The sequence below is a fragment of the Streptomyces sp. NBC_01808 genome (genome assembly GCF_035917395.1).
In the GTDB taxonomy this organism is placed as follows: Bacteria; Actinomycetota; Actinomycetes; order Streptomycetales; family Streptomycetaceae; genus Streptomyces.
The window spans coordinates 1,696,079-1,708,434 of record NZ_CP109072.1; the positions used below are offsets into that span (position 1 = coordinate 1,696,079).

General features: G+C 72.7%; 11 protein-coding genes. 5 read left to right on the forward strand and 6 right to left on the reverse strand.

Translation table 11 applies throughout. The features are described from left to right. Positions 1-6 precede the first annotated feature (6 nt). From OG946_RS07140 to OG946_RS07155, 4 genes are all read left to right on the forward strand, one after another. A complete protein-coding gene (locus tag OG946_RS07140) occupies positions 7-822 on the forward strand; it encodes an oxidoreductase (RefSeq protein WP_326795294.1) in 816 nt (271 codons plus the stop codon). A 74-nt stretch (positions 823-896) separates the two neighbouring features. Next, on the forward strand, positions 897-1,808 hold the full coding sequence (locus OG946_RS07145) for an alpha/beta hydrolase (protein WP_326795295.1): 912 nt from the start codon (positions 897-899) through the stop codon (positions 1,806-1,808). Positions 1,809-1,882: 74 nt separating this feature from the next. Then, on the forward strand, positions 1,883-2,896 hold the full coding sequence (locus OG946_RS07150) for an NADP-dependent oxidoreductase (RefSeq protein WP_326795296.1): 1,014 nt from the start codon (positions 1,883-1,885) through the stop codon (positions 2,894-2,896). A 136-nt stretch (positions 2,897-3,032) separates the two neighbouring features. Then, a complete protein-coding gene (locus OG946_RS07155; protein WP_326795297.1) occupies positions 3,033-3,623 on the forward strand; it encodes a TetR/AcrR family transcriptional regulator in 591 nt (196 codons plus the stop codon). Positions 3,624-3,924: 301 nt separating this feature from the next. On the opposite strand, the gene OG946_RS07160 is transcribed toward OG946_RS07155, so the two are convergent. The 3 genes from OG946_RS07160 to OG946_RS07170 form a co-directional block, all read right to left on the reverse strand. Continuing rightward, complete coding sequence (locus OG946_RS07160) at positions 3,925-4,290, reverse strand: tetratricopeptide repeat protein (RefSeq protein ID WP_326795298.1); 366 nt, start codon at positions 4,288-4,290, stop codon at positions 3,925-3,927. Positions 4,291-4,388: 98 nt separating this feature from the next. Beyond that, the gene (gene coaE, locus OG946_RS07165; protein ID WP_326795299.1) at positions 4,389-5,009 is read right to left on the reverse strand and encodes a dephospho-CoA kinase; all 621 of its coding nucleotides are present in this window, start codon (positions 5,007-5,009) and stop codon (positions 4,389-4,391) included. An 88-nt stretch (positions 5,010-5,097) separates the two neighbouring features. Further along, positions 5,098-6,018 carry a PAC2 family protein gene (locus tag OG946_RS07170; RefSeq protein WP_199850678.1) on the reverse strand — a complete coding sequence of 307 codons (921 nt, stop codon included), beginning with the start codon at positions 6,016-6,018 and terminating at the stop codon, positions 5,098-5,100. Between the two features lie 298 nt (positions 6,019-6,316). Here OG946_RS07170 and OG946_RS07175 point away from each other — a divergent pair, with 298 nt between their 5' ends. Beyond that, positions 6,317-7,561, forward strand: coding sequence for an ABC transporter substrate-binding protein (locus OG946_RS07175; protein ID WP_326795300.1), 1,245 nt, complete (start codon positions 6,317-6,319; stop codon positions 7,559-7,561). Positions 7,562-7,685: 124 nt separating this feature from the next. On the opposite strand, the gene OG946_RS07180 is transcribed toward OG946_RS07175, so the two are convergent. The 3 genes from OG946_RS07180 to OG946_RS07190 form a co-directional block, all read right to left on the reverse strand. After that, positions 7,686-9,935 (reverse strand): MMPL family transporter, encoded by a 2,250-nt coding sequence (locus OG946_RS07180; protein WP_442814283.1) that lies wholly within the window; start codon positions 9,933-9,935, stop codon positions 7,686-7,688. A gap of 431 nt (positions 9,936-10,366) precedes the next feature. Further along, positions 10,367-11,035, reverse strand: coding sequence for a response regulator transcription factor (locus tag OG946_RS07185; protein ID WP_326795301.1), 669 nt, complete (start codon positions 11,033-11,035; stop codon positions 10,367-10,369). Continuing rightward, complete coding sequence (locus OG946_RS07190; RefSeq protein ID WP_326795302.1) at positions 11,032-12,225, reverse strand: sensor histidine kinase; 1,194 nt, start codon at positions 12,223-12,225, stop codon at positions 11,032-11,034. The genes OG946_RS07185 and OG946_RS07190 overlap by 4 nt, the downstream gene beginning before the upstream one ends. Positions 12,226-12,356 lie beyond the last annotated feature (131 nt).

Sequence of the window (12,356 nt, forward strand, 5' to 3'; positions counted from 1 at the left end):
GTCTGTATGGCGACACATCGACCGGTAGCACTCGTCACGGGGGCGTCATCGGGGATCGGCAACACAACTGCGCGCGCCTTCGTCGCAGCCGGGTTCGAGGTGATCGGAACCGGACGGAACACCTCGGGACTCACCCCGCCCGCCGGAGTGACCTTCCTCGACCTCGACGTGACCAGTGACGAATCCGTCACCGCCGCCGTCCGGGAAGTGATCGAACGGTTCGGACGGATCGACGTCCTGGTCAACAACGCTGGTCTGGGCTCGGCCGGCGCCGCTGAGGAGAACTCCGTCACCCAGGCCCAGAGCCTCTTCAACCTCAACTTCTTCGGTCTTGTCCGCATGACGAAGGCCGTCCTGCCGCACATGCGCGCTCAGGGCCGTGGACGCATCGTGAACCTCTCGTCCGTCCTCGGCGTCATCCCGCAGCCCTACATGGCCCTCTACGTCGCCGCGAAGCACGCCGTCGAGGGCTACTCCGAGTCCTTGGACCACGAGGTCCGCGAGTACGGCGTCCGCGTCCTGCTCGTCGAGCCCGGCTACACCCGGACCGCCTTCGATGCCAATGCCGTGCAGCCCGACACCCCGCTGCCGCTGTACGCGGAGCGGCGGCGTGTCTTCGACGAAGTGGTCGCCGCGGCGATGAAGACCGGCGATGACCCCGCCGTCGTCGCCAAAGTGATCGTCACGGCGGCCACCGCCCCGAAGCCGAAGCTGCGCTATACCGCCGGACCGCTCGCCTCACGCATCACCACCGCGCGACGCCTCACCCCCGCCGGGATCTTCGACAAGCAGATCCGCAGATTCAACCGGATGCCCGGCTGACGTCGTACCCGGCCCATCGACCTGCAGTGCACGCGAGAGGCGCGTTCAGCTCTGACCTGACAAGGAGCTTCACCATGGGAATCAGCACGGAAGCACAGCAGTTCGCGCAGTTCCTCGAAAGCGTGCGCGCGAAGGCGTCGACACCGGGCCTCGATCTGGCCGTCGTCCGCGACATCGTCGACACACATGCTTCGGCATCGACCGAGCCGGAAGGCGTCACCTACGCCGATGTGGACGCGGACGGCGTCCCCGCCCTGTGGGTCATCCCTGAGGGCGCCGACCCCGGCAAGGCGCTGCTCCACTTCCATTTCGGCGGATCGGTCGCCGCCTCGATCACATCGGACCGCAAGGCCGCCGGCCACATCGCCAAGGCGGCCGGAGCCCGCTCCCTCGTCGTGGGTTTCCGCCTGGCGCCCGAGCACCCCCATCCGGCACAGATCGACGACGCCGAGACCGCTTACCGCTGGCTGCTCGCGCAGGGCTACGAGCCGCGGAACATCGGCAGCACCGGCCACTCCATCGGAGGCACCCTCGCGGTCGCGCTACCGCTGCGCCTGCTCGCCAAGGGCGAGGCAGCCCCCGGGGCGATCGTCAGCATCTCGCCGTGGACCGACCTCACCATCAGCAACCCGAAGGTGGACGAGAACGAGGAACTCGACAAGATGCTCAGCCGGGACATCCTCGAGCAGTTCCGAGCGGCTTGGCTGCAGGACCCCGGCGTGGACTTCACCGACCCCGAGATCAGCATCGTGAACGCCGACCTGACCGGGCTGCCGCCTACGGCCCTCCACTACGGCGAGTACGAGACGCTTGCCGGCGATGGCGCCGACTTCGGCCGCCGACTCGCCGACTTCAAGATCCTCTCCGAGGTCCGCCCGCTGCCCGGGGGCCAGCACTCGTTCATCCTCGGCGCGGGCCGCGTGCCCGAGGTGGACCGGGCGATCGAGCAGATGGGCCAGTGGCTTCGCCGGCACCTCGGCCGCTGACGTGGAAGCTGTCCGGACATGCGCATCGTCCGCCGAGTAGGCAACCGAGAAGATCACGCAAAGGGATGGTCGACATGAAGGCATTCGTCGTCGAGAGGTACGGCAAGGACGGCCTACGCGCCGCTGACGTTCCCGAGCCCACAGTCGGGGACGGCGACGTCCTGGTCCGGGTGAGCGCCGCCAGCATCAACCCGCTGGACGGAATGGTCCGCAACGGGGAGTTCAAACGACTCCTGAAGTACAAGCTTCCGTTCGTGCTCGGCCACGACGTCGCCGGCATCGTGACGCAGGTCGGGTCGGCCGTGCGCGACGTGGCCGTCGGCGACGAGGTCTACGCACGTCCCCGCGACCTGCGGATCGGAGGCTTCGCCGAGTTCCTTGCGATCGACCAGGACGACGTCTCGCCCAAACCGGAGTCGCTCACCCTCCGCGAGGCGGCCGCGGTGCCGCTGGTGGCCCTGGCCGCCTGGCAGATCCTCATCGACCGCGCCCACGTGAAGCCGGGTCAGAAAGTGCTGGTCCACGCCGGTGCCGGCGGCCTCGGATCGACGGTCATCCAGCTCGCCAAGCACCTCGGTGCCACGGTGGCGACGACCACGAACTCCCGCACCGAGGAGTTGGTCAGGAGCCTCGGCGCCGACATCGTCGTCGACTACACCAAGGAGGACTTCTCGCAGGTGCTGTCCGGCTACGACCTGGTGCTGGACTCCCTTGGCGGGGAAAACCTCGAGAAGTCGTTGACCGTACTGAAGCCGGGCGGCCTGGCCATCGGCGTCGTCGGCCCACCGGACTCCGGGTTCGCCAGGCAACTCGACGCCCCCGCGTTCATGGGCGTGGTCATGAACGCGCTCAGTCGCAAAGTACGCAAGCGGGCCAAGGCCCTGGGCGTGCGCTATCAGTTCTTCTTCATGCAGGCCAGCGGCTCCCAGCTCCGTGAACTCGGCGCCCTGTACGACGACGGACGGCTCCGCCCGGTCATCGACCGAACGTTCCCCTTCGACGAGACGCTCCAGGCGATGGCGTACGTCGAGCAGGGCCGTACCTCGGCCGGAAAGGTCGTGATCTCGATGGCACCCGGCAACGACTGAACCGCCCGCCCGCAGAGAAGGCGTGTCGGTGCTCCAAGACACCGTCGGCACACCATTGGAGTGCGTTCGTAATCCAATATGATGATGAAGCCGGCGGAGGGCGGGCGACCCTTCCGGCGCACAAAGGAGCGAGCGCGTGGCGCGTTACGGGAAAGAGCACAAGCAGGCGACCAGGCAGCGGATCATCGAGACCGCCGGCCGCCGGTTCAAGCAGGACGGTATCGACGGCTCGGGCATATCGACGCTGATGGCGGACGCCGGACTGACCAACGGCGCCTTCTACGCCCACTTCGCATCCAAGGACGACCTTGTGGCCACCGCGGTCGCGGACCAGTTGCGCGCCCAGTACGCGGACGTCATCGAGCAGGCGGCCCCCGGCATCGCCGGACTCGAGCAGATCGTACGGTGGTATCTGTCGCCCCAGCACCGCGACAGTCCCGACGACGGCTGCCCCTCCGCCGCACTCCTCGATGAGATCGGGCGCTGCACAGACGAGACCAAGCAGGCGTACACCGACGGCGTGCTCGCCGTCATCGACGGTATCGCGGCCCGCCTGGCGCCTGCCGATCCGCGCTCGGTGCACACGAAGACCCTCAGCGTCTACGCCATGATGGTCGGGACACTGCAGCTCTCCCGCGCCCTCGCCGACCGGCGACTCTCCGACGAACTCCTCGAAGAGGGCATCCGCAACGCCCTCACTCTGCTCAGCGCACAGAAGTCCCGCTGACACGCAGCAGCCCCGCCCCGGACGTCCATCACCGGCCGATAGGCGGTGTGGTTGCACTGCAACTCCAGCACCGACAGCAGCGGCGAGAGCATCCGCCGCCAGTGGTTGGAGTACGACGACCGCAGCACCGTGCGGTGGCGCGCTTTGTACCGGGCCTCGTTCGCCCCCGCCTCCGCCAGGCGGTCGCTTGGGCCGGATACGGCTGCGAGGTCGTCACCCGCCCAGCAGAGCACGCCCCCGCGAACGTGGCCCAGACCTGATACGAGCCGAACGCCCCCCGCGGCCGCCCGCCCGCAGCTCCCTACTCCTCGAAGCCCGCCGCGTCCATGAAGTCCGGCCGCGGGTCCAGGGCCGCCGCGAGGCGGAAGTGCCGGCGCACCTCGTCCGGGTCGCCCCCCGCCCGCTCCAGCGTGCGGGCCAGGGCGAAGTGCGCGTAGGCGTTGTCCGGCTCGCGGTCGATGACCGTGCGGAAGTCGGCCTCCGCCGCGCCGAGGCGGGCGCTCATGAAGTACGCGCGGGCGCGCAGCAGCCGCGGCGAGACCTTCTCGGGATGGGCCTCGACCAGCGGGTCGAGAAGTTGGACCGCGCCGCGCGGATCGCGGGCGGCGAGCAACTGCTCGGCCGCCCGGTAGTCGACGACGTCGGTCTCCGGGCTGCGCTCGGCCACGGCGGACTCCTTCCTCGTCTGCTGCGTCTTTCCGTCTCCCGCCTTCCCTTTGCCTCGCCAGGAGACAACCGGGAGGCGATTCGCCTCCTCACACGGGATCATGCCCCGCTATTCCGCCCCCTGACCCCCTTGCGTGCCACCAGTTCCTCCCAGACCTTCCGTACCCGCTCCGCCAGCTCCTCCGGCGTCCCGTCGTTGTCCACGACGATGTCGGCGATCGCCAGCCGCTGCTCTCGCGTGGCCTGCGCCGCCATCCGGGCGCGCGCCTCGTCCGCCGCCATGCCGCGCAGCCGCACCAGCCGGTCGAGCTGAGTGGCGGGCGAGGCGTCGACGACTACGACGACGTCGTACAGCCCGGCAAGATCGTTCTCGGCCAGCAGCGGCACGTCGTTCACGACGATCGCGTCCGGGCCCGCCGCCTCCTGCAGCGCGGCGGAGCGCTCGCGGACCAAGGGGTGGACGATGGCGTTCAGCGCCCGGCGCCGGTCGGCGTCGGCGAAGACGATGCTCCCCAGCTTCGCCCGGTCCAGGCTGCCGTCCGCGGCGAGCACGCCGTCGCCGAACTCCGCGACGACCGCGGTCAGACCCGGAGTGCCGGGCTCCACCACCTCGCGGGCGATCCTGTCGGAGTCGACGAGCACCGCCCCGTACGAGGCCAGCAGCCGCGACACCGCGCTCTTGCCGGCGCCGATCCCGCCGGTCAGTCCCACCGTCAGCATGGGTCCAGCGTAGGCCGCGAACGCGCGGAGGGCGGGCGCCGGAGCGCACAGCCCGCGCTCCGGCGCCCGCCCCCGCGCGGTCCGCGCCTCAGTCGCCCTCCTCGCGCTCCGCGAGGAACCGCTCGAAGGCGTTGCCCAGCTCGTCCGCCGAGGGCAGCTCGGCGGGCTCCGCCATCAGGTTCTCCCGGTCGTCGCCGCCGGCCAGCGCGTCGTACTGGTGCTCAAGCCCGCGGACCATGCCCACCAGTTCCTCGTCGCCCTCGTCGACCTGGCGCTCGATCTCGTTCTGCACCTTCAGCGCCTCGGAGCGCAGCGCGTGCGCCACGCCCGGCAGGACGAGGCCCGTCGCGGAGGTGATCGACTCCAGGACGGTCAGCGCCGCGTCGGGGTACGGGGTGCGGGCCAGGTAGTGCGGCACGTGCGCCGCGACGCCCAGGACGTCGTGCCCGGCCTCCCCGAGCCGGTACTCCAGCAGCGCGTCGGCGCTGCCGGGGACCTGCGCCTCGTCGAAGACGCCGCGGTGGCCCGGCACCAGGTCGATGCGGTTGCCGTGCGGCGTGAGGCCCACCGGGCGGGTGTGCGGCACGCCCATGGGGACGCCGTGGAAGTTGACCGCCAGGCGCACGTTCAGCCGCTCCACGATCTCGCGGACGGCCTCGGCGAAGCGCTCCCACTCCACGTCGGGCTCGGGTCCCGTCAGCAGCAGGAACGGGCTGGCGGTCGCGTCGCGCACGAGGTGCAGTTCGAGCTTGGGGACCTCGTACGCGGCCCAGTGGTCGCGGCGGAACGTCATGAGGGGCCGGCGCGCGCGGTAGTCGACGAGCCGGTCGTGGTCGAAGCGGGCGACGACCTCGTGCGGAAGGTCGTCGAGAAGCCGCTCGTTGATCTGGGCGCCGGTCTCTCCCGCGTCCATGAAGCCTTCGAGGTGGTAGAGCAGGGTCAGCCCCGCCGAGTCGTGCTCCAGCACCGCGTCGACGGCCGCGAGCCCGCTGGGGTCCCATTCGTACATGCTCATGAGGGTGTAACACCCCGCGTGGCCGCGGTGATTCCCGGTGCCGCGGACGGATTCCGCGGGCCGCCGCCGCGGCGTCGTCCACAAGGTCAGTCCCTCTCCCCCACCCCGGAAGCCGGCCGGTCGACTGGCTGGATCATGACGTACGGCGGCGGAACCTCGCCGCGGCGTATAGCGTCCTTCTTCGCAGAAGGAGGGGGTCGTCGTGCCTGAGGAGGGGCCGGGAGGAGAAGTCCCGGGCGGGCGCGGTGGGTTGCGGGAGCCGCTACGGCCCCGCCGAGGGGGGCGGCGCCGCATGTCGCGCTCCCTCACGCTCGCCGCCATCGGTGCCTGCGTCCTCGTGATCGCGAGCATCGTCGTGTCTGCATGGCCCGGCGGCAGCGGGCTGAGACCGCCGGGGACGCCGTCGCCCGACGCCACCACGGCCGCCGCCTTCACCGGCGTGTACCGCATCGGCGCCCTCGGCGACGCCGACCCGGGCGGGGGGCAGGACACCGTGCTGAACCGCAGCGTGACCCGGGCGCTCTCCGACCACGGGGACGGCCACGGCAGCGGCGGCGGCAACGGCGGCGTGGCGACGCCCCCGCTGGCCGTCTCCGACCTCACCGCCCACAAGGAGTCCACCGAGCCCGCGAACCGCCGGATCATAGCCCGCTGGCTGGAGATGGAGCCGGGCCTGACCGGGGTCGTCGGCGGCGACCCCGCGCTCAAGCTGCCGGAGAGCGGCCTGACGTCCTTCCGCCTCCCCGTCGTACGCGCCTGCCGCCACGACGGCGCCAGCCTCAGCCCCGAGCCGCGTTACGCCGACACCAACGAGCTGCGCTCCTCCGCCTCCACCGCGGACATGGGCGTCGTCCTGGCCCGCCACCTCGCCGCCGAGCCCGGGGTCCGGAAGGTCTACGTCCGCGGCGACACCGCCGCGGGACCCACCCGGGCTCTGGTCGACCGGTTGCGCGCGGACGGCGTCGAGGTGCGGACCGACGACGCGGGGCAGCTCCCCGACGCCATCGGCCAATTCGATCCCGACGCGGTGTTCCTGGAGGGCGGGGCGGGGAACCTGGCGGACTGGCTGGAGCAGGTCGAGAACAGCGGGTTCACCGGCGTGAAGGCGCTGTGGGACCCGACGGCGCCGACGTGCACCGGCCGCAACACCGCCGCCGACGCGGACTTCTCCGTACCGGAGGGCTGGCTGACCGTGCGCGGCCACTACGACGTCCGCCTGGACCCCGACGCCGACCGCCGCGCCGCCGTCCGCAAGGCCCTCGGCGACGACCTGGCCACCCGCCCGTACGCCGTCGAGACCTACGACGCCGCCCGCGCGATGCTCTCCGCCTGGGACACCGTCTCGGCGGAGGACCGCAACAGCAACGAGCCGGACATGGCCCGCGCGGCGCTGGCCGAGGCGCTGCCGACGGTGCAGGTGCGGGGGACGCTGGGCGGCTGGTGGAAGGAGCTGTCGGAGGCCGAGGCGCACCCGGTGGTGTGGCTCGACCGCCGGGCGGGCGGCGAGTGGCGCCAGGAGGCGGAGATGCGCCGCTGAGCACCGGGGGCGCGTGCGGGCGGGGCCGCGCGCCTGCCGTACGCGCCCGGGCCCGCCCGTACCGCCGTGGCCGCAGCCATGGCCGTACGGGCGGGCCGCCGCGCGCTCGGCGGTTGCCGGTGTCCTACGAGACCCCCGCCTCCCGCTGCCCGGACCGCTCCCCCTCCTCGTGCCCCACGGGTCCCTCGGGACGCTCCAGCGCCACCCGCGGCAGCTTCCTGGCCAGCGGTCCTGGCAACCACCAGGCGTGCCGGCCGAGCAACTGCATCACCGCGGGCACGATCAGGCAGCGGATCACCAGCGCGTCCAGCAGGATCGCCACCGCGAGCCCCAGGCCGAACTGCTGGAGCATCCGGCTCGGGCTCAGGATGAAGGCCGCGAACACCACGATCATGATCAGCGCCGCCGCCGTGATCACCTGCCCGGTGACGGCCAGGCCCTCGCGCACCGCGAGCCCGGCGTTCTTCGTACGCTCCCACTCCTCGTGCATCCGGGAGACGAGGAAGACCTCGTAGTCCATGGAGAGCCCGAAGACGATCGCGAAGATCATCACGGGGATGAACGCCTCGATGGGCCCCTGCTCCACGCCGAACCAGCCCTCCTGGAAGACCAGCGTGATCACGCCAAGTGCGGCGCCGATGGACAGCAGGTTCAGCACCGCCGCCTTGAGGGGGATCCAGAGGGAGCGGAACACCACCATCAGCAGCAGCGTCGACAGCCCGACGACGAGGGCGACGAAGAGCGGCATCCGGTCGGCGACGGTGTCGGAGAAGTCCTGCGTACCGGCTGTGGCGCCGCCGACCAGGTACTCCGCGCCGGTCTCCGCCGCCAGCGGCGGCAGCACGTCGTCGCGCAGGTCGTGCACGAGGTCCGCGGTCGCCTCGTCCTGCGGCGCCGACTCGGGGAAGACGATGACGGTGGAGACCTCGCCGTCCTCGGACGGCAGCGGCGGGGTCGTCGCGGCGACGCCGTCGGTCTCCGCGATCCGGGCCTGCGCCTGCTCCCCCGCCTCGGCGGCACCGGCCGCACCGGCCCCGGCGTCGCCCTGCGCGACGACGACGACGAGCGGGCCGTTGAAGCCGGGCCCGAAGCCCTCGGCGAGCAGGTCGTACGCCTTCCTGCTGGTGCTGGAGGGAGCGTCGTTCCCGGCGTCGGCGAAGCCGAGCCGCATGCCGAGCACGGGCGCGGACAGGGCCACCAGCCCGACCAGGGCCGCGACCAGCGCGGGCAGCGGGCGGCGCTGCACGGCGCCCGCCAGGGCCCGCCAGCGGCTGCCCTCGACCTTCCCCTTGGCCGCCGCCTTCTCGGCGCGCCTGAGGACGTGGCGCTGGATGCGCCGGCCGAGCACGGCGAGCAGCGCGGGCAGCAGCACCAGCGACGCGGCCATCGTGACCAGCACGGTCAGCGCCACCGACAGCGCCACGCCCTGCAGGGAGCCGAGGCCGAGGGCGACGAGGCCGAGGAGGGCGACGATGACGGTGCAGCCGGCGAAGAAGACCGTGCGGCCGGCGGCGTCGAGCGCGACACGGGCGGCGCTGTCCCGGTCGGCGCCGCGGATCAGCTCGTGGCGGTACCGGTAAAAGATGAGCAGCGCGTAGTCGACGCCGACGCCGAGGCCGACGAGCATCATGATCGGCGGGGTGAAGTCGGCGACGGTGAAGAAGTGCCCGGCCAGGGTGATCAGGCCGACGGCAGTACCGACCGCGAACAGCGCGGTGACCAGCGGCACCGCGGCGGCCACCAGCGAGCCGAAGAGCAGCACGAGGATCACCAGCGCCGCGAGCATGCCCGCGCCCTCGGCGCCGCCGCCTCCCTCCTCCTCTGCGCCGCGCACGGCCTCGCCGCCCAGCTCGATCCGGAGCGCGTCGGTCCGTGCGTCCTGCGCGGTGTCGATGATCTTCTCGACGTCCGCCTTCGGCACGGTCTCCGCCTTGCCGTCGAGGGTGACGGTCGCGTACGCGATGTCGCCGCCCTCGGAGACGGCCGCGCCGCCGTCGGCGTACGGGCTGCGCACGTCCACGACGCTCGGCAGCCCGCGCACCTGCTCCAGCAGGCGCTCGACGTCCTGCTCGGCGCCCGCGGCGCGCAGCCCCCGCTCGTCCTTGAACACGATCTCCACGCTGTCGCCCGCCTGCGCGGAGCCGTGCTTCTCCAGCAGGTCGGTGGCGGCCTGGGAGTCGGTGCCGGGGAGGGAGAAGTCGTTGCGCCAGTTGCTTCCGGCGCCCTGGGAGGCGGCGGTGACGCCGAGGAGGACGACGATCCAGAGGGGGATCGCCAGTCGTCGGCGGCGGCGCGACCAGTCGGCGAGCCGGGCGAAGAGACCGGGGCGGGTGTCGGGGGCGGTGGGCGGCGGCGCTGCGCGGTGTGCGGACATGGTGCCAGCGTGGGTGGCCGGCTGCGGCGGGCACGTCGGCCGGGCGCGGACACCACCCCTACCCCGCTGGTTGCGCCCGCCGCCGGTCCCGTACTACCCGGGTTGCGCCCGGCCCCGTCACGCCGCCGCGTCCCCTAGGGGGCGCAGGCGAATCCCCATACGGCCCGACACCGGCGCCCTTAGCGCGGTGGAGGTCGGCGGGGTCGTGACCGGTCTGGGGACGGGTCGTTGTCGGCGGGGCGGCCTACCCTTGGGCGGGTGCGTGGGGGACGTGGGGCTGGTGAGTGAGACCGGGGGCGTCGAGACGGGCACGCGGAGTCGGGTACGTCGGGTCGGGCGCACGGAATCAGACACGTCAGATCGGGCGCATGGAGCCGGGCGCGTGACATCGCGGGTCCGACGTCGGGACGGGCACCTGCGGCGCGGTGCCGTCAGGGTGCCAGCCAGCCCGGGCGGACCATCCCCGACTCGTACGCCAGCACCACCAACTGCGCCCGGTCGCGCACTCCCAGCTTCGTCATGATCCGGCTCACGTGCGTCTTCGCCGTCGCCGGGCTCAGCACCAGCCGCGCCGCGATCTCGTCGTTCGTCAGCCCCGCGGCGACCAGTTGCATCACCTCGGCCTCCCGCTCCGTCAGCGCGTTGAGCCGCGGGCTCGGCTCCGGCGCCTTCACCCGGCCGGCGAACTCGGCGATCAGCCGCCGCGTCACCGACGGGCTGATCAGCGCGTCGCCGCGGGCCGCCACCCGCACCGCGTGGATCAGCTCCTCCGGCTCGGTGTCCTTGACCAGGAACCCGGCAGCGCCGGCGCGCAACGCCCCGTACACGTAGTCGTCGAGGTCGAACGTCGTCAGGATGACCACCCGGACGTCCGCCAGCCGCTCGTCCGCGGCGATCCGCCGGGCGGCCTCCAGGCCGTCGGTGCCCGGCATGCGGATGTCCATCAGGACGACGTCGGGGCGCAGTTCGCGGCACGCGGCCACCGCCTCGGCGCCGTCGCTCGCCTCCCCGACCACATCGAGGTCGTCCTCGTCCGCCAGGATCGAGCGGAAGCCGGCGCGCACCAGCTTCTGGTCGTCCGCGAGCAGAATCCTGATCATGCCTGGGCGTGCTCCGTTCCGTAGGGCAGCCGGGCGGTGACGGCGAAGCCGGCGCCTCCGGGCCGCGGGCCCGCGGCCAGCTCCCCGCCGACCGCACGCGCCCGCTCCCGCATCCCGCCGATACCGCTGCCGCCGCCGACCGCGGCGGTCCCGGGGCCGGCGCCGGCTCCGCCCCCGGCACGGGCGCCGGCGCCCCGGCCGTCGTCCTCCACCGCCAGCCGCAGTTCCCGCTTACCGTAGTCCAGCCGTACGGTCACGTACGTGGCCCCCCGTGCATGCCGCGCGACGTTCGTCAGCGACTCCTGCACGACCCGGTACGCGGTCAGGTCCAGTTCCGCGGGCAGCGTCCGCTCCGCGCCCGCCACCACCGTCTTCACCCGCAGCCCCGCCGTGTCCGCCGCCCGCTCCGTCAGCTCGCCCAGGCGCGCCAGCCCCGGCGCGGGCGCCGTCGGCGCCTCGTCGTCGACCTGCCGCAGCACCCCCAGCGTGGTGCGCAGCTCGCGCAGCGTCTCGCGGCTGGTCTCCTTGATGGTGGCCAGCGCGTCGGCGGCGGCCGGGTCGGGTGCGTCGCTCTTCTTCAGCCGGTGCAGGGCGGCGCCGGACTGGACGTTGATCAGCGAGATGTTGTGCCCGATGACATCGTGCAACTCGCGTGCGATGCGCAGCCGTTCCTCGGTCGCGCGCCGGCGCGCCTCGCCCTCGACGTGCGCGCGCCTTCCGTGCCACATCGCGCCCAGCGCCACCACGGCGACCACCCAGCCGGTGAGCATGAACAGCGCGACGCCGTTGACGTCGTCGTTGCCCGACAGCGTCCCGGCCGTGGTGCCGGCGACGACGAGCGCGCCCAGCGCCGCCGCCGCGCGCAGCCGCCCCGCGGCGGCCACGCAGTACAGCGCGATGACGAGCACGACGAAGAGCGGACCGTCGTACGCGCTGCTCACGTAGTAGACGCCGACGACCGGGATGACGAACGCACCCACGGCGACCGGATGGCGGCGGGCGAAGTACAGCGCCCCGCAGGCCAGCACGATCAGCGCCCAGCCCAGCGCCGTCGTCGCCCACGGCTCCCGGCGCTGGCCGACGAACGCCTGCACCGTGCCCAGCGCCACCAGCGCACCCGTCCCGGCCGCGAGGGCGGTGTCCGCCGCGCGGCCCTGGGGCAGGCGGAGCTGGCGTACGCGCAGGGGCATGACCCCAGCGTACGTGCCCGGGCGCCGCGCCCCGGAGCGAAGGCACCGACCCCCGTGACCCCCGGCCGTACAGCCTTCGAAGAGCACGCACAGCGGAAGCCCGCCGCCCCCAGGGGGACGACGGGCTTCCG

Excerpts from the sequence above, each read along its gene's own strand:
- OG946_RS07140 (WP_326795294.1), top strand. The coding sequence starts at position 7 with ATGGCGACACATCGACCGGTAGCACTCGTCACGGGGGCGTCATCGGGG.
- OG946_RS07145 (WP_326795295.1), top strand. The coding sequence starts at position 897 with ATGGGAATCAGCACGGAAGCACAGCAGTTCGCGCAGTTCCTCGAAAGC.
- OG946_RS07150 (WP_326795296.1), top strand. The coding sequence starts at position 1,883 with ATGAAGGCATTCGTCGTCGAGAGGTACGGCAAGGACGGCCTACGCGCC.
- coaE (WP_326795299.1), bottom strand. The coding sequence starts at position 5,009 with ATGCTGACGGTGGGACTGACCGGCGGGATCGGCGCCGGCAAGAGCGCG.
- OG946_RS07170 (WP_199850678.1), bottom strand. The coding sequence starts at position 6,018 with ATGTACGAATGGGACCCCAGCGGGCTCGCGGCCGTCGACGCGGTGCTG.
- OG946_RS07175 (WP_326795300.1), top strand. The coding sequence starts at position 6,317 with ATGTCGCGCTCCCTCACGCTCGCCGCCATCGGTGCCTGCGTCCTCGTG.
- OG946_RS07180 (WP_442814283.1), bottom strand. The coding sequence starts at position 9,935 with ATGTCCGCACACCGCGCAGCGCCGCCGCCCACCGCCCCCGACACCCGC.
- OG946_RS07185 (WP_326795301.1), bottom strand. The coding sequence starts at position 11,035 with ATGATCAGGATTCTGCTCGCGGACGACCAGAAGCTGGTGCGCGCCGGC.
- OG946_RS07190 (WP_326795302.1), bottom strand. The coding sequence starts at position 12,225 with ATGCCCCTGCGCGTACGCCAGCTCCGCCTGCCCCAGGGCCGCGCGGCG.